We start from the raw sequence: 16,711 nt of genomic DNA, 5'->3' as shown, positions 1-16,711 counted from the left end.
GCCTTTTGCTTACTTTTGGGCTCCTCCAAAAGTGAGCCGCTGTAAAAGCGGAACCATAGGAGGCCGTTACCGCAAAAATGGATATGTACTCGGCCTAATCCAACACCCCGACTGCCCGCTCCCACAGGGGCTTGGCTAGAGGCGTTGTTCAGCCCTGGACCGACCAGGCGCTGACAAACTGCGACAGGTCGACCTTCTCGGCAACCCGCGGTTCTTTCTGCGGAGTGCCCAGGTACAGGAAGGCAATCACCTCCTCCCCCTCGGCCAGGCCCAGGCCCTTGGCCACGTGCGCCGAGTACGCCAGCTCGCCAGTGCGCCATACCGCGCCGATCCTCTGGGCATAGGCCGCCAGCAGAATCCCGTGGGCCGCGCAGCCCGCTGCCAGCAACTGTTCGGATTTCGGATACTTGGGGTGATCCTGCAAGCGCGCGATCACCACGACCACCAGCGGTGCTCGCAGCGGTCCGTTGCGGGCCTTGTCCACCACCGCCTGCGGGGCTTCGGCATCCTGCAACAGCGCGGCCTGGGCCAGGATCTCGCCCAATTGCTCGCGTGCCTCACCTTCGACCGTCAAGAAACGCCACGGCTGCAGATGCCCGTGATCCGGCGCGCGCATGGCGGCGCCAAACAGCACTTCGCGTTGTTCGGCAGTCGGTGCCGGATCAAGCAAACGCGGAACGGAAACACGGTTGAGCAAAGCGTCGAGAGCCTGCATCGGCCACCTCCTGAAAAAAAGTTTGGCTATTCTAGCGGTAAGTGCCCACCGGATGCCGGTTTACATGCCCCGCCCCGCAGGTAGAATGGCGCCCTCCCACATCAGCCCGAGCGGACTTCATGGCGTTGCCGACCTTACGGATCATTGGTTTCATCATCGGCATCTTCCTGATCACCCTGTCTATCAGCATGGTTGTGCCGATGGCGACGCTGGTGATCTACGAACGCACCAGCGACCTGCCCTCGTTCCTCTGGTCGAGCCTGATCACCTTTCTTGCCGGCCTGGCCCTGGTCATCCCCGGGCGCCCCGAGCATGTGCACCTGCGTCCGCGCGACATGTACCTGCTGACCGTCTCCAGCTGGGTGGTGGTGTGTATCTTTGCGGCGCTGCCGTTCCTGTTGACCCAGCACATCAGCTACACCGACTCGTTTTTCGAAAGCATGTCCGGCATCACCGCCACCGGCGCGACTGTGCTCAGTGGCCTGGACAACATGTCTCCGGGCATCCTGATGTGGCGCTCGCTGTTGCACTGGCTGGGCGGGATCGGCTTTATCGGCATGGCGGTGGCGATTCTGCCGCTGCTGCGCATTGGTGGCATGCGGCTGTTCCAGACCGAATCCTCGGACCGCTCGGAAAAGGTCATGCCGCGCTCGCACATGGTGGCGCGCCTGATCGTTGCCGCCTATGTCGGGATCACCATTCTTGGCAGCCTGGCGTTCTGGTGGGCTGGGATGACGCCGTTCGATGCCATCAACCACGCGATGTCGGCGATTTCCACCGGTGGTTTCTCCACCTCCGACCAGTCCCTGGCGAAATGGACCGCACCGGCGGTGCACTGGGTCGCAGTGGTGATCATGATTCTCGGCAGCCTGCCGTTCACCCTGTATGTGGCGACCTTGCGCGGCAATCGCCGGGCGCTGATCAAGGACCAACAGGTCCAGGGGCTGCTGGGCATGCTGCTGGTTACCTGGCTGGTCCTGGGGACCTGGTATTGGTGGACCACCAACCTGCACTGGCTCGACGCCTTGCGCCACGTGGCGCTGAACGTCACGTCCGTGGTCACTACCACCGGCTTTGCGCTGGGGGACTACAGCCTGTGGGGCAACTTCTCGCTGATGTTGTTCTTCTACCTGGGTTTTGTCGGCGGGTGCTCGGGCTCAACCGCCGGCGGGATCAAGATCTTTCGTTTCCAGGTCGCCTATATCCTGCTCAAGGCCAACCTTAACCAATTGATTCACCCGCGTGCGGTGATCAAACAGAAGTACAACGGCCATCGCCTCGATGAAGAGATCGTGCGTTCGATCCTGACCTTCTCGTTCTTTTTCGCCATCACCATCTGCGTCATTGCCCTGCTGCTGTCGCTGCTCGGCGTGGACTGGATGACCGCCCTGACCGGCGCGGCCAGCACCGTTTCCGGGGTTGGCCCAGGCCTGGGCGAAACCATTGGCCCGGCCGGCAACTTCGCCACCCTGCCCGATGCCGCCAAGTGGATTCTCTCGGTGGGCATGCTGCTCGGGCGGCTGGAGATCATCACCGTGTTTGTGCTGTGTATTCCGGCGTTCTGGCGTCACTGAGGACTTTTGGCGAGTCGACCAGGCGCAGCCGGTATTCACCGGGTGTGCTGTCGAACCAACGGCGGAAAGCACGGAAGAAGTTGCTCGGATCGGCGAACCCCAGCAGGTAGGCAATTTCCAGCAGGGTCATGCTCGGTTGCGCCAGGTACTGCTCGGCCAGTTCGCGGCGGGTATCGTCGAGCAGCGTCTGAAAGCTCGTGCCCTCTTCCTGCAGGCGCCGCTGCAAGGTGCGCTGGGACAGATGCAGGGTTTGCGCCACGGTGTCGCGCTTGGGTTCGCCCTGGGGCAACAGGCGACAGAGCACCTGCCGGGCCTTGTGGGTCACCCGGCTTTCGGAAAATCGCGCCAGGTATTCACCGGCAAACCGGTCATGCAGCACCGCCATCGCCTCATTGGCGGTAGGCAGCGGGGCCTCCATGTCTGCCCGTTCGAAGATCAACGCATCGTAGGGCGCATCAAATTCCAGCGGGGCATGGAAGGCTTCCTTGTAGGGCGCAAGGTTCAGCGGCAGCGCGCCCTGGAGCAACACCTTGCGCGGTTGCAGGGTACGTCCGGTCAGCCAGCCGCACAGGCCCAGGGCACAGGCCAGCGAGGCTTCGGCGCTTTGCCGGGTCGGTGGCAGATGGTCGCCGTGCACCGTCAGGATCAGTGCATAACCTTCGGGTAGCAGGCGAAAGCTCAGGTCAGCACTTTCGGCAATGATCCGCTGATAACGCACCAGGCGCTGAAATCCTTCGGCCAGGGTCTGGCTGGACATCAATGCATAGCCGGCGACATGAAAGGACGCCGGGCGCACCACCTTGCCCATGTTCAGGCCAATCGCCGGATTGCCGGACAGCTCGACCGCCAGCTGCCAGAGCCGGGTCATGGAGTCCTGTGGAAAACGCGCATCGGGATCGTCCAGCGCTGCAAAGTCCAGCCCCAGCTGCTGGAACAGGGCCCGGCAATCCAGGCCGTCCATTTCCAGTGCCTTGACAATCCCCATCGCCCAACTTGCAGAAGTCGTTCGTTCGCTCATGGGATTTTCTTACTTGATAAGTCGCGTTTCACGGCCGATTTCCCAAGGATACTAATGTGGCGCCTATTGTCACTGGCCGATGCCAATGATCACTCTAGACTCAATTAAGCTGCCCGTTGCACATCCGCTTGGCCATACCGTCCTTCACAGAGATTGCAGTCGTGGAAAACGTCAGACGATTCAACAGCTTCGCCGAGTTTTACCCCTATTACCTCGACGAACACAGCAACAGCACTTGCCGACGACTGCACTTTATCGGGACCACCCTGGTGATTTTCATTTTTGCCCTGGCCATTGCCAAGGGCGCTTTCCTGTTATTGCTGGCGCTGCCACTGGCCGGCTACAGCTTCGCCTGGGCGGGGCATTTCTTCTATGAGAAGAACCGTCCAGCAACCTTCCAGCACCCGCTCTACAGCCTGCTCGGCGATTTTGTCATGTACCGCGACATGATCGTCGGCAAGGTGCCGTTCTAGGCCCGCCGGGCCATCAAGCCGTCCTGCGCGGCCACTGTGCGCCCGCAGCCAGGCCTTACACTCAGACTCATCCCGGCAAGAGAACAAGAGGATAGCCGATGAATGCCCACGCCCGTTTCACCCACATGAAAGACGGTACGCAGGAAGACTGGAGCATCATCGCGGCCGACTTCAGCGCCTACGCCAAGCAGTTGCCAGGCCGGATCGTGGCGCACCTGAAATTGCTCGAGGGTGATTTTGGCGGTTTTCCCGTGGACCGCTTGACCCACTCCCTGCAAACCGCCAGCCGGGCCTGGCGCGACGGACGTGACGAGGAGTACGTGCTGTGCGCGCTGCTGCACGACATTGGCGACACCCTCGGCAGCTACAACCACCCGGACATTGCCGCGGCCATCCTCAAGCCTTTTGTCAGTGCCGAGAACCTGTGGATGGTGGAACAGCACGGGATCTTCCAGGGCTACTACTTCTTCCATCACCTGGGCATGGACCGACACCTGCGCGAGCAGTTCAGCGAACACCCGCAGTACCGCCAGACTATCGAGTTCTGCGCCAAATACGACGCCGCGGCGTTTGACCCCAGCTATGACACCCTGCCCCTGAGCTTCTTCGAGCCGATGATGGAGCGCTTGTTCGCACACCCAAAAAACTCCATCTACAGCGCGGCGATGGTGTAGGAGCGAGCTTGCTCCGGCGGCGTTCCGACGATAGCGGTGTGTCAGGCCCCCCGGTGATGAATGTGCCGGCCTCATCGCGGGCAAGCCCGCTCCCACAGGGTTTTGGAGGCTCGCGGATTTTTCATACACCCAATCCCGTAGGAGCGAGCTTGCTCCGGGCGGCGTTCCGACGATAGCGGTGTGTCAGGCCCCCTCGGTGGTGAATGTGCCGGCCTCATCGCGGGCAAGCCCGCTCCCACGGAGACTGGGTTGTTTACAGACAACGAGCGGGGTCAGGCCGGTTCGGCGACCTTGATGGCATTGAGTTGGGCCTCGCGCGCCTGGGCATCGGCCAGGCGGTACAGTTCGATCGTGCCGTCCCAGTGTTCGATCAGCGCGGTGCAGGACTCCACCCAATCGCCACAATTGAGGTAGTCCACCTCGCCCACCTTGCGAATCTCGGCGTGGTGGATATGCCCGCACACCACCCCGTGCAGCCCGCGCTTGACGCACTCGTGGGCAATCGCCTGTTCAAAATCGCTGATAAAGCTGACCGCCGTCTTGACCTTGTGCTTGAGGTACGCCGACAACGACCAGTAACCGTAGCCATAGCGGGCACGCCAGTGGTTGAGCCAGCGGTTGAGGGTCAGGGTGAGTTCGTAGGCCCAGTCCCCGAGGAACGCCAACCAGCGGTGATAACGGGTAATCACGTCGAACTGATCACCATGGATCACCAACAGATGCCGCCCATCGGCCGTGACGTGGATCGCCTCGTCCACCAACTGGATATTGCCCAGGATCAACCGGGAGTAGCGCCGCAGGAACTCGTCGTGATTGCCGGTGACATAGATCACCTCGGTCCCACGCTTGCTCATGGTCAGCAGGCGCCGGATTACGTTGGTGTGCGCCTGGGGCCAGTACATGCCACTGCGCAGCTTCCAGCCATCGATGATGTCGCCGACCAGGTACACCTTGTCGGCGTGATAGCCCTTGAGAAACTGCGACAGATGCTCGGCCTGACAATCCCGAGTGCCCAGGTGCACATCGGAGATCCATAAGGTGCGCACGCGTTGTTTACGGCTGGGCTTGGCGAGTTCGGCACGGGTCATGGGCAACCTCTGCGAGAGTTTTCGCAAGCTTGCACCGCAGCGATTAATGGCCCATGACACAAATACGCCAATCCGATGACAGCCCGGAACAGGACCCAGCCGGTGTAAACTGCGGTCCTGCCCAGGAGACCGTGATGAGACCGATCCTCACGCTACGCCAATACAGCCACGACCTGATCGTCCACAGCCACGACCACGCACAACTGGTGTTCGGCCTGTCGGGCGCACTCGATTTCGAGGTCGGCGGCCAGGGCAGCCAAGTGCAGCAACAGAGTTTTGTGGTGATCCCCCAAGGCGCCCACCATGCCTGCGGCAGCCCGAAAGGCAGCCGCTGCCTGGTGCTCGACGTGCCAAGTGAACAATGGCTGGTGCAATCGTTGGGTGAGCACGCCGAGGCCAGTCGGCGCCTGCTCGACACCCCGGGCCGGCTGCCGCTCGATGCCGGGCAGAGCCAACTGGTGAGCTGGCTGGCCAGCAGTCCGGTGCAGGATCCGCTGATTGCCCAGCAAGGCGCGATTTTGCTATTGGCCAGTCTCAACAGTGCGGCGCCACACCAGGTCGCCAGCAAACGCTTGCCCTACGCCGCCCTCAATGGGCACATCGACCAGTACGCCGCCTACCCGCTGCAAGTCGCTGACCTGGCCCGAATCGCAGGATTGTCCAGCGCCCGGCTGCATGCCCGGTTCGTCGCCGAGTGCGGGCAGACCCCGATGGACTATATCCGCAGTCGGCGCCTGCATATCGCGGTCAAGTTGCTGCGCGAAACCGCGCTGCCCATCGGTGAGGTCGCCTGCCGGGTCGGCTATGCCTCGCAAAGCGCGTTCGCCGCTGCGGTGCTGCGCGAATTCGGCTCATCCCCCGGCGCGTTGCGACGCACGGTGAACGAACGCTAGGCTGGCGCTAGAAAACGCGAGTCTGGCGACAGACAGCCCCGCACCTGGCGCGCTTCAATAGCACGACTGCGTTCTTCTGTTTAAGGATTGAAATGACTCCCCGTTCCGCCCTTGGCGCCCTGCACATCGGTGCACTGATGTTTGGCCTGACCGGTGTCCTCGGCAAACTCGCCGCCGCCTCCCCCGCCATCATCGTCTTCGGCCGCGCGACCTTTGCCGTGCTCGCCCTGGCATTTTTTGCGCGGTTCGCCAGCAGCACCGGCTGGCGCCAACTGCAGGCCCGGGATCTGCGCCGCCTGTTGCTCAGCGGCCTGTTGCTGGCCGGGCACTGGGTGAGTTTCTTCATTGCGGTCAAGGTTGCCGGCGTGGCGATTGCCACCCTGGGTTTCGCCAGCTTCCCGGCGTTTACCGTGATCCTCGAAGGGCTGATTTTCCGCGAACGGATTCGCCTCAACGAAATCCTCCTGGTGCTGCTGGTGAGCATCGGCCTGGTGTTGGTGACCCCGGATTTCGACCTGGCCAGCCAAGCCACCAGCGGCCTGCTCTGGTCGGTGGCATCCGGCTTGCTGTTCTCCTTGCTGTCGCTGACCAACCGCGCCAGCGCCGGGCGCATTCCGCCGGTGCAGGCGGCCCTGTGCCAGAACGTGGTGGTTGCGTTGTGCCTGTTGCCGGTGGCCGCGCCGGGGCTGAGCGAAGTTCGCGCCCTCGACTGGCTGTGGATCGGCCTGCTCGGGGTGTTCTGCACCGGCCTGGCCCATAGCCTGTTCGTCGCCAGCCTGGCGGTGATCAAGGCACGCACGGCGGCGGTGGTGTTTGCCCTGGAGCCGGTCTACGGGATCAGCGTGGCCTGGCTGCTGTTCAACGAAAACCCCAGCCTGCGCATGCTCCTGGGAGGCGCGCTGATCATTATCGCCATCGTCGCCTCCAGCCTGCTGGGCAGCCGCAGCACCGGCCCCAAGCCCCGCCAAGTGGCGAGTGCCCAGTGAGCGTCGCGCTCAACTGCGATCGTTGTGGCCCAGGTCGCGCTGCGGATCGATCTGGTCGCGCAGCCGCTGCTTTAGTACCTTGGCTTCGGGGAAACCGCCGTCAGCCTTGCGCTCCCAGATCTGCACGTCGTCACAGGTAATCTGGAACACCCCGCCGGTGCCGGGCACCAACGACACTTTGCCCAGCTCGTCACTGAAGGTGCTGAGCAGTTCCTGAGCCAGCCAGGCGGCGCGCAGCAGCCATTGGCATTGCGTGCAATAGGTGATGACCACTTCCGGTTTACGGGCAGACATGGTTTGCGAGACTCCTGAGTTCGATGGCGTCGCTATAATAGCCGCCTTTACCGCTCACCCGAGATACCCGATGCGCCGCCTGCTGTCCTGCCTGCTTCTGTGTTTACTGCCCTTGTGCGTCGTGGCGGCTGAAAACCCACGACCGAAAATCGGCCTGGTCCTGTCCGGCGGCGCTGCTCGCGGGCTGGCCCACATTGGGGTGCTCAAGGCGCTGGAAGAACAAGGTATCCATATTGATGCCATCGCCGGCACCAGCATGGGCGCGGTGATCGGTGGGCTGTATGCCTCAGGGTACAAGGTCGATGAGCTGGAAAAACTGGCGCTGGGGATTGACTGGCAACAGGCGCTGTCGGACGCCCCGCCGCGGGCCGACGTGCCGTTTCGACGCAAACAGGACGACCGCGATTTCCTGGTCAAACAGAAACTGAGCTTTCGCGACGACGGCAGCCTCGGCCTGCCTCTGGGCGTGATCCAGGGGCAGAACCTGGCACTGCTGCTGGAAAGCCTGCTGGCCCACGCCAGTGATACCCGTGACTTCGACAAGCTGCCGATTCCGTTCCGCGCCGTGGCCACCGACATTGCCAGTGGTGAAAAGGTGGTGTTCCGCAAGGGCCACCTGCCCCAGGTGATCCGCGCGAGCATGTCGATCCCGGCGGTGTTCGCCCCGGTCGAACTCGACGGCCGGCTGCTGGTGGACGGTGGCATGACCGACAATATCCCGCTGGACGTGGCCCGCGAGATGGGCGTCGATATCGCCATCGTGGTCGACATCGGCACCCCGCTGCGCAGCCGTAAACAACTGACAACCGTGGTCGATGTGCTGAACCAGTCGATCACCCTGATGACCCGCAGCAACTCCGAAGAACAACTGGCGACCCTGCACCCCGATGATGTGCTGGTCCAGCCGGCCCTGGCCAGCTTCGGCGTGACCGACTTCGGCAAGGCCCAGGAAATGATCGACGCCGGTTACCGCGCCACGCGCATCCTCGATGCCCGCCTGGCCCGCCTGCGCCCCACTGACACAGTGGATGCCGAACTGACGGCCGCCCGCGCACCCGGTCAGCGCACCCCGATCATTACCGCGATCAAGGTCGAAAACGATTCGAAAGTCGGCGATGACGTGATCCGCTACTACATCCGCCAGCACATCGGCGAACCACTGGACATGGGCCGGCTACAGACCGACATGGGCACCCTGTATGGCCTGGATTACTTCGAGCAGGTGCAGTACCGGGTGGTCCACAAGGGCGCGGACAACACCCTGGTGATCCGTGCGCGCGGCAAGCGCACCGGCACCGACTACCTGCGCCTGGGGCTGAACCTGTCCGACGACATGGAAGGCGACAGCGCCTTCAACATCGGCGCCAGTTACCGCATGAACGGCATCAACCGCCTCGGCGCCGAGTGGCTGACCCGGGTGCAGATCGGCGACCAGCAGGAGCTGTACAGTGAGTTCTATCAACCCCTGGACGTGGGCTCGCGCTACTTCATTGCGCCTTATGCGGCGATCGAGTCGCAGAACGTCGACGCCATCCTCGACAACGACCCGGTGGCCGAGTATCGCCTGGAGCGCTACGGCTTTGGCCTGAACGTGGGGCGGCAGATCGGCAACAGTGGCGAGATCCGCCTGGGGGTCGGCGAGGCCTGGGGCAAGGCGGACGTGCGTATCGGCGACCAGGACCTGCCCAGCGAAAGCTTCAATGAAGGGTTCTATGAGCTCAAGTACTCGTTCGACTCGCTGGATAATGTCTACTTCCCCCACGCGGGTGAAGACATCGGCCTGTCATTCCGTGAGTTCGAGCCGGAACTGGGCTCGGACCAGCGCTATCGCCAGTGGGAGTTCAAACTGGACAAGGCCTTGAGTTTCGGCCCGGACACCTACATCCTCGGCGGTCGCTACGGACGCACCCTGGACCAGGCCAATGTGGTGACTTCCAGCTTCCTGCTGGGCGGTGCGCGGCAACTGTCGGGCTTTCGCGAGGACTCGATCTCCGGCCAGAACGTCAGCCTGGCCCGGGCAGTCTATTACCGGCGCCTGACCCCGCGCGCCTACCTGCCACTGGACTTCCCGCTGTACGCCGGCGGCTCGCTGGAACGCGGCCGGGCGTGGAACAACGACAACGAGTTCGACAGCGGCTACATCAACGCCGTCAGCATATTCCTGGGGTTTGATACGCCACTGGGGCCGCTGAACTTCAGCTACGGGTTCAACGACGATGACGAACAGGCGATCTACATGAACCTGGGGCAGACCTTCTAATCAGGAGCGGGTGCCCCGGGCCTCAGGGTTTTTCCAGGTTTGCCAGGATGCGCCCGTGGACACGCATGCACAAAGCCAGATCGGCTTCGTCCACGCCCTCGAACAGTTCCTGGCGCAGTGCGTTGGCGATGGTTTCGATTTGTTCGATCAACGGGCGGGCGGTGTCACACAGGACAATTTTTTTCGCCCGGCGGTCTTCCACCACTGCCTGGCGCTGCACCAGCCCCTGGCTTTCCAGGCTGTCGAGCAGTCGGGCCAGGGTGGGACCTTCAACACCCACGCTTTGTGCCAATTCCCGCTGGGTCGGCGCGTCTTCGAAACGGGCCAGGTGCAGCAGCACCAACCAGCGCGCCTGGGACAGACCGAGCCCGGCAAGGCGGCGATCCAGTTCGGCGCGCCAGCCACGAGACATTTGCGCCAACTGCATGCCAAAACGGTGTTGTTCGGTTAACGACATAAAGAACTCATGATTAGACTGAAATAGGGTGAAACTAATTATTAGTCAGCTAAGCATGACCCTTGATACGAAGCAAGGGTGACTCTGTACTGAATCGTTACATCTTGCGAAGTGCTGCTCAGATCTCGAATTCCGACTGCAAGGCCGCCCGGACGCAGTACAGGACACCCTCAGGCACCCGACCGACAAACAACGGTGCGATCTCTGCCACCGGCGGCAATTCGCCCTCGCCGTCGAGGAACGCGTCCTGGATTTCGCCCAACAGGTCTTCGGGCAGATCCAGTGCCTGCTCCAGGGACAACTGCTGTTTGCCAATGGCTTCCGCCAGCAGGGTATAGACGTTTTTCTCCGAACATTGCAGTTGGCCGGCAATCTGCAGCGGGGTCATGCCCGCGCGTGCCAGGGTGATCAGTTCGTGGCGCAGGTCGGCCACCACTTTCGGCGCCTCCGCCTGGCCGCCGAGCACTTCGAGGAACGCCTCGCCATAACGCTCGAGCTTGCGGGCACCGACCCCGCTGACCCGGGCCATTTCCGCCAGGGTACCGGGCTGGCTGCGAAGCATTTCCAGCAGGGTCGAGTCCGGGAAGATGACATAGGGCGGCACGCCATGCTCTTCGGCGAGTTTGCGCCGCAGGGCGCGCAAGGCTTCCCACTGTTCGCGCTCTTCGCCGCGTACCAGTTGGCTGGCATGGCTGGAGCTGCTCTTGGCGGTGGTTTGCGGTTTCAGGTCGCGGCGCAGCTCCAGGGTCACTTCGCCCTTGAGCAGCGGTCGGCAACTGTCGCTCAGGCGCAGGCCGCCGTAGCCTTCGAGGTCGATGTCGGCCAGGCCACGGGCCACCAGTTGGCGGAACAACGAGCGCCACTCGCCTTCCGCCCGCCCCTTGCCGACGCCAAACACCGACAGGTGTTGATGCCCGGCGCCGCGGACCTTCTCGTTGTCCTTGCCCAGCAGCACCTCCACCAGATGGCCGACGCCATAACGCTGGCCAGTCCGGTAGATGGCCGACAGCGCCTGGCGCGCCGGTTCGGTGGCGTCCCAGGTTTGCACGCCGTCGACGCAGTTGTCGCAGTGACCGCAGGGTTGCGGCATGTCTTCGTCGAAGTAGGCCAACAGGGTCTGCCGGCGGCAGCGGGTCTCTTCACACAGCGAGAGCATGGCATCGAGCTTGTGCTGTTCCAGGCGCTTGTGACGCTCGTCGCCCTCGGAGTTCTGCAGCATTTGCTTGAGCATCACCACGTCCTGCAGGCCGTAGGCCATCCAGGCATCTGCCGGCAGGCCATCACGGCCGCCACGACCGGTTTCCTGGTAGTACGCTTCGAGGGACTTGGGCAAGTCCAGGTGCGCGACGAACCGCACGTTGGGCTTGTCGATACCCATGCCGAACGCCACGGTCGCGACCATGATCAGGCCTTCCTCGTTGAGGAAGCGCTTCTGGTTATGGGCTCGGGTTTCGTTGGGCAGGCCGGCGTGATACGGCAGCGCCGGGAAGCCCTGCTCACTGAGGAACACCGCCACTTCGTCGACTTTCTTGCGCGACAGGCAGTAGACGATGCCGGCATCGCTGCGGCGTTCAGCGAGGAACGCCAGCAACTGCTTGCGTGGCTGCTCCTTGGGGACGATGCGGTAGAAGATGTTCGGTCGGTCGAAGCTCGACAGGAATCGTTCGGCGTTCTGCAAATGCAGACGGTCGACGATTTCTTCGCGGGTGCGCTTGTCGGCGGTGGCCGTCAGGGCGATACGCGGGACGTTGGGGAACAGTTCGGCCAACTGGCCCAGCTGCAAGTACTCGCGGCGGAAGTCGTGGCCCCATTGCGACACACAGTGGGCTTCGTCGATAGCGAACAGGGCGATTTCCAGGCTCTGCAGGAAGGCCAGCATCCGCGGCTGGACCAGGCGTTCCGGCGCCAGGTAGAGCATCTTCACTTCGCCACGCTTGATCCGCGTCGCCAGGTCACGCTGCTGCTCGGCGCTCAAGGTGGAGTTGAGTGACGCCGCGGCCACACCCAGCTCTTCCAGGGTGGCGACTTGATCGTCCATCAGGGCGATCAACGGCGAAACCACCACTGCCAACCCTTCGCGCAACAGGGCCGGGACCTGGAAACACAAGGACTTGCCGCCACCGGTAGGCATCAGGACCAGGGCGTCGCCACCACTGGCCACGCGCTCAATAATGGCACCCTGGCGGCCACGGAAACTGTCGTAGCCGAAGATGTCCTTGAGGACGCGTTGAGCCTGTTCGAGCATGGAAAACTCCGATGGGTGCTGAATATCCCTGGATGCAGGCTGGATCAAAACACCGAGTAGTTCACGGACAGATCCGTTAGCGGATTTGTCCGCAGTGCGCGGGCAGCTGCAGGGCATGCAAAACGCGCGAGTATACCCGAGCCCTGCCCGGCAATGGACACCACTGACGAATAGCTGCCTTTGATCGCCCCGTATCCTTATCCAGCAGCTGCCGATTGTGGGCAAATCCGCCGCGCGGCTGGCCTGAGCGCTCAAGAACGCCTAGAATTGTTCATCGTATATTCCCAAGGTAGCCCCCCTAATGTCCTTCGCTGAGCAACTAACCCGCCTGCAAGCCTTCCTCGACGCCGACGAGCTGCATGACGAGGCGCTGGACTACGTGGCCGCCCACGGCTATCTGACCGCCCTGTCGATCTGTTCGGAAACCGTGCCGGACCGCGAATGGATCGACGCCCTGTTTGCCGAAGAACCGCACTACAGCAGCGACGCCCAGCGCGAAGAAATCGAAGCGACCTTGCTGGCCCTCAAGGCCCACATCGCTCGCCAGCTGGCGGCCGATGAAGAATTCGAGCTGCCGTGCGACCTCGACCTCGGCGAAGAGCCGGACGACTCCGACCTGCGCGGCTGGTGCATCGGTTTCATGGAAGGGGTGTTCCTGCGCGAAGAAGCCTGGTTCGAAACCGCCGAAGACGAAGTCAGCGAAATGCTCCTGCCAATCATGGTCGGTTCGGGTCTGTTCGACGAGCAGCCGGAGTTCTCCGACATCGCCGCCGACGCCAACCTGATGGACGACATGATCGTCCAGATCCCGGAAGCCCTGACCGCGCTGTACCTGCTGTGCAACGCCCCTGACGAAAAACCGGCGATCCTCAAGCCTCGTCACCACTGAGTCCCTGCCTGTGGCTGATCCCATAGGCAACCGCTCCCTGATGCTGCGCTACGTGCTCCTGGCCATCGGCTGGTTGAGCGTAGCGTTGGGAGTGATCGGCATCTTCCTGCCTGTCCTGCCCACCACCCCGTTCCTGCTGCTGGCGGCCGCCTGTTTTGCCCGCAGTTCGCCGCGTTTCTACCAGTGGCTGGTGCAGCACCCGCGCCTCGGCCCCTGGATCCGCGACTACCTGGACGGCAATGGTATTCCCCTCAAGGGCAAGGTCTACGCCATTGGCCTGATGTGGTTGAGCATCGGCCTGTCGTGCTACCTGGTGCCCCTGCCGTGGGCTCGTGGCTTCATGCTGACCAGCGCGGTGCTGGTGACGGTGTACATCCTGCGCCAGAAAACCCTGCCCAGGACCTGAGCCCGCCCCGCGGAAAATATCGCCTAGACTTCACCCATCTGCATTTGAGCAGCCAGACATGTCCCGCAGTCGGCGTCGCCCAGGATGGTCAACGCTCCGACTTTGGCTCGGCGGATGGCTGCTGTTGAGCGTTTTTTGGCTGACAGGGCCAGGCAATGTCCGGGCGAACTGGAATTTCGCCCAGATCCTGCAAACGGCCGAGCAACGCTACGGCCCTCTGGGCAGCGCCCAGGGACGGATCGAGGCATGGAACCAGATGCTGCAAGGCGAAACCCGACAACCCGAACGTGAGCAGCTGACCGCCGTCAATCGCTTCTTCAACCAGCAATTGAGCTTTCGCGACGACACTCGCATCTGGCGCCAGACTGATTATTGGGCAACCCCCATCGAATCCCTGGTCAAGGGTGCCGGCGACTGCGAAGACTACGCCCTGGCCAAGTATTTCAGCCTGCGCAACCTCGGCGTGCCCAGTGAAAAACTGCGCATTACCTACGTCAAGGCCCTGACCCGCAATCAGGCGCACATGGTGCTGACCTACTACGCCACCCCCAGCGCCGACCCGCTGGTGCTCGACAACCTGATCAGCGACATCCGCCCCGCCTCGAACCGCAAGGACCTGCTGCCGGTGTACGCCTTCAATGCCGAAGGCCTGTACATGCCGGGGGCGGACGGCGGCAAACGCAAAGGCGACGCCAAGCGCCTGTCACGCTGGCAGGATGTGCTGCAGAAGATGCAGGCCGAAGGTTTTGCCGTGGGCGACGGCTAACATCGCCGATCAACAAGGAGCGTCCTATGTCGCTACTCAAACAGTTGTTCCTGGCCATCTGCCTGTTCTTGCTGGTGGCCTTCAGCGGCAGTTTTTTTGTCAGCCTGGAGAGCTCGCGCGAGCAGATGCTCGGTCAATTGCGCTCCCACGCCCAGGACGCCGCCACGGCGCTCGGCCTGTCTCTGACCAGCCAGGTGGACGACCCGGCGATGATCGAGTTGATGGTCAGCTCGATTTTTGACAGCGGCTACTTCGCCAGTATCCGGGTGGTCAACATCGAGGACGAGCAACTGCTAGTCGAGCGCACCAGCGCGGCCACAACCCAAGGAGTGCCCCACTGGTTCGTCAGGCTGGTCGACCTGCGCCCCCAGGGCGGTGACGCGCTGATCATGCGCGGCTGGGAACAGGTAGCCCGGGTCGAAGTGCAGAGCAACCCGCAGTTTGCCCTGGCCAAACTCTGGGACAGCAGCCTCGGCAGCCTGCTCTGGTTGCTGCTGTGTGGCTTGCTCAGCGCGGTGTTCGGCGGCTGGCTGCTGCGCCGCCAATTGCGCCCGCTCGACACCCTGGTGACCCAGGCGCAGGCCATCAGTAACCGGGAGTTCCTCAGTACCGCCAGACTGCCCAGGACCCCGGAGCTCAAGCGCGTCATGCTGGCGATGAACCAGATGGTCGAGAAACTCAAGGGCCTGTTTGCCGAAGAAGCGGCGCGCAGTGAAAAACTGCGCGCCGAGTCCTATCAGGACAACCTCACCGGGCTGGCCAACCGACGCTTGCTCGACGAACAACTGGCCGAGCGCCTGCTGGTCACCGAGCAAAGCAGCGCCGGTCACCTGCTGATGTTCCGGATCAATGACCTGGCCGGTCTCAACCAACGCCTGGGCGGGCAGCACACCGATGCGCTGATCACCACCATCGGCCAACTGCTCAAACGCCTGACCCAGTCACCCGAGCGGCGGGCCTGGTTGGCCGCACGCAACCGTGGCGGCGAGTTCAGCCTGCTGACCCCAGGGCTGGACAGCCAGGAAGCGGCACGCCTGGCCGGGGAAATCAGTGCCACCCTGGAAAACCTGCGCCTCACGGGTGCCAGCGATTGCATGCCCGTCGCGCACCTGGGCGTGGTGCCCTTTGTCCCCGGCGAGCGCACCAACAGCGTGCTGATGCGCCTGGATCAGGCGCTGACCCAGGCGCAACTGCAACCGGAACGGCCGTGGGTGTACCTGGCACAGTCCAGCGCCCCGCAGCACCAGACCCAGCACGACTGGCGCAGCTGGATCGACGACGCCCTGAGCCACGGCAAGCTGCAACTGTACTTTCAACCGGTGGTGCAATGCGCCGACACCCGCCAGGTGTTGCATCACAAAGTCCTCGCGCGCCTGCTCGACCCGCAAGGCGAAGCCATTGCCGCCGGGCACTTCCTGCCCTGGATCGAACGCCTGGGCTGGGCCGCACGCTTTGACCTGGCGATGCTCGAACACACCCTCGAGCACCTTGCCGAACATCGCCAGCCGCTGGCCCTGAGCCTGTCCGGCAGCACCCTGCGCGACCCCGCACAGTTGCGCATCATCCAGGACACCCTCAATGCCCTGCCGGACCTGGCGCCGTTGCTGACCCTGGAAATCGACGAACACCAACTGCCACCGCCCGACGCCCTGCGCCAGTTGTGCCTGAGCCTGCGCGACACGGGTTATCGCATCGGCCTGCAGCACTTCGGCGGCAGCTTCAGCCAGATCGGCAACCTGACTCAACTGGGCCTGGCCTACCTGAAGGTCGACGGCAGCTACATCCGCGCCATCGATGAGCAAAGCGACAAGCGCCTGTTCATCGAAGCCATCTACCGCGCCACCCACAGCATCGACCTGCCGCTGATTGCCGAACGGGTCGAGACCCAAGGCGAACTGCAAGCGCTCAAGGAACTAGGGCTGTTTGGCGCGATGGGCCGATTGATCGGGCACCCGCAACCGTTGTGAGGGGGA

The 16,711-nt window shown here is 63.0% G+C and carries 16 protein-coding genes; 10 read left to right on the top strand and 6 right to left on the bottom strand.

What is annotated here, in order from left to right; all coding sequences use genetic code 11:
* Positions 1-148: 148 nt before the first annotated feature.
* Complete coding sequence (locus ACIOVD_RS24500) at positions 149-715, bottom strand: nitroreductase family protein (protein WP_401130702.1); 567 nt, start codon at positions 713-715, stop codon at positions 149-151.
* A 119-nt stretch (positions 716-834) separates the two neighbouring features.
* On the opposite strand from ACIOVD_RS24500, the gene ACIOVD_RS24495 reads away from it, so the two are divergent.
* Entirely contained in the window at positions 835-2,289 is a 1,455-nt protein-coding gene (locus ACIOVD_RS24495) for a TrkH family potassium uptake protein (protein ID WP_159994336.1), read from the top strand.
* Here the strand turns inward: ACIOVD_RS24495 and ACIOVD_RS24490 are convergent.
* Entirely contained in the window at positions 2,246-3,307 is a 1,062-nt protein-coding gene (locus ACIOVD_RS24490; protein ID WP_401130700.1) for an AraC family transcriptional regulator, read from the bottom strand. The two genes, ACIOVD_RS24495 and ACIOVD_RS24490, sit on opposite strands and share 44 nt — an antisense overlap.
* 161 nt (positions 3,308-3,468) lie before the next feature.
* On the opposite strand from ACIOVD_RS24490, the gene ACIOVD_RS24485 reads away from it, so the two are divergent.
* Positions 3,469-3,780 carry a DUF962 domain-containing protein gene (locus ACIOVD_RS24485; RefSeq protein ID WP_159994334.1) on the top strand — a complete coding sequence of 104 codons (312 nt, stop codon included), beginning with the start codon at positions 3,469-3,471 and terminating at the stop codon, positions 3,778-3,780.
* Between the two features lie 98 nt (positions 3,781-3,878).
* Positions 3,879-4,454: an HD domain-containing protein gene (locus ACIOVD_RS24480; protein ID WP_095170969.1), complete on the top strand. Its 576-nt coding sequence runs from the start codon at positions 3,879-3,881 to the stop codon at positions 4,452-4,454.
* A 272-nt stretch (positions 4,455-4,726) separates the two neighbouring features.
* On the opposite strand, the gene ACIOVD_RS24475 is transcribed toward ACIOVD_RS24480, so the two are convergent.
* Positions 4,727-5,542, bottom strand: coding sequence for a UDP-2,3-diacylglucosamine diphosphatase (locus ACIOVD_RS24475; protein ID WP_095170967.1), 816 nt, complete (start codon positions 5,540-5,542; stop codon positions 4,727-4,729).
* 134 nt (positions 5,543-5,676) lie between these two features.
* Between ACIOVD_RS24475 and ACIOVD_RS24470 the strand changes: the two genes are divergently transcribed.
* The gene (locus tag ACIOVD_RS24470; protein ID WP_095170965.1) at positions 5,677-6,435 is read left to right on the top strand and encodes an AraC family transcriptional regulator; all 759 of its coding nucleotides are present in this window, start codon (positions 5,677-5,679) and stop codon (positions 6,433-6,435) included.
* 92 nt (positions 6,436-6,527) lie between these two features.
* Positions 6,528-7,421, top strand: a complete 894-nt coding sequence (locus tag ACIOVD_RS24465) for a DMT family transporter (RefSeq protein ID WP_401130697.1) — start codon at positions 6,528-6,530, stop codon at positions 7,419-7,421.
* A gap of 9 nt (positions 7,422-7,430) precedes the next feature.
* Here the strand turns inward: ACIOVD_RS24465 and ACIOVD_RS24460 are convergent, their stop codons facing one another.
* Positions 7,431-7,715, bottom strand: a complete 285-nt coding sequence (locus tag ACIOVD_RS24460; RefSeq protein ID WP_095170962.1) for a SelT/SelW/SelH family protein — start codon at positions 7,713-7,715, stop codon at positions 7,431-7,433.
* 70 nt (positions 7,716-7,785) lie between these two features.
* On the opposite strand from ACIOVD_RS24460, the gene ACIOVD_RS24455 reads away from it, so the two are divergent.
* Positions 7,786-9,975, top strand: coding sequence for a patatin-like phospholipase family protein (locus tag ACIOVD_RS24455; RefSeq protein ID WP_095170960.1), 2,190 nt, complete (start codon positions 7,786-7,788; stop codon positions 9,973-9,975).
* Positions 9,976-9,997: 22 nt separating this feature from the next.
* Here ACIOVD_RS24455 and ACIOVD_RS24450 read toward each other — a convergent pair whose 3' ends face one another.
* Together ACIOVD_RS24450 and recQ are read right to left on the bottom strand one after the other, a co-directional pair.
* Positions 9,998-10,432, bottom strand: coding sequence for a MarR family transcriptional regulator (locus tag ACIOVD_RS24450; protein ID WP_320333886.1), 435 nt, complete (start codon positions 10,430-10,432; stop codon positions 9,998-10,000).
* 118 nt (positions 10,433-10,550) lie between these two features.
* Entirely contained in the window at positions 10,551-12,677 is a 2,127-nt protein-coding gene (gene recQ, locus ACIOVD_RS24445) for a DNA helicase RecQ (protein WP_401130694.1), read from the bottom strand.
* A gap of 301 nt (positions 12,678-12,978) precedes the next feature.
* Here recQ and ACIOVD_RS24440 point away from each other — a divergent pair, with 301 nt between their 5' ends.
* From ACIOVD_RS24440 to lapD, 4 genes are read left to right on the top strand one after another with little or no spacing between them, the layout of a single operon-like run.
* Positions 12,979-13,566, top strand: a complete 588-nt coding sequence (locus ACIOVD_RS24440) for a YecA family protein (RefSeq protein ID WP_095170955.1) — start codon at positions 12,979-12,981, stop codon at positions 13,564-13,566.
* 40 nt (positions 13,567-13,606) lie between these two features.
* Positions 13,607-13,972 carry a YbaN family protein gene (locus ACIOVD_RS24435; protein ID WP_162530221.1) on the top strand — a complete coding sequence of 122 codons (366 nt, stop codon included), beginning with the start codon at positions 13,607-13,609 and terminating at the stop codon, positions 13,970-13,972.
* A gap of 58 nt (positions 13,973-14,030) precedes the next feature.
* Positions 14,031-14,738, top strand: a complete 708-nt coding sequence (gene lapG, locus ACIOVD_RS24430) for a cysteine protease LapG (RefSeq protein WP_095170951.1) — start codon at positions 14,031-14,033, stop codon at positions 14,736-14,738.
* 26 nt (positions 14,739-14,764) lie between these two features.
* Positions 14,765-16,705, top strand: a complete 1,941-nt coding sequence (lapD, locus tag ACIOVD_RS24425) for a cyclic di-GMP receptor LapD (RefSeq protein WP_401130691.1) — start codon at positions 14,765-14,767, stop codon at positions 16,703-16,705.
* The last annotated feature ends 6 nt before the right edge of the window (positions 16,706-16,711 follow it).

Origin of the sequence: Pseudomonas sp. NPDC087626, from assembly GCF_044743405.1 — a bacterium.
In the GTDB taxonomy this organism is placed as follows: domain Bacteria; phylum Pseudomonadota; class Gammaproteobacteria; order Pseudomonadales; family Pseudomonadaceae; genus Aquipseudomonas.
Note: the sequence above shows the minus strand (reverse complement) of the source record. Positions and strands in the feature narration are given on the sequence as shown.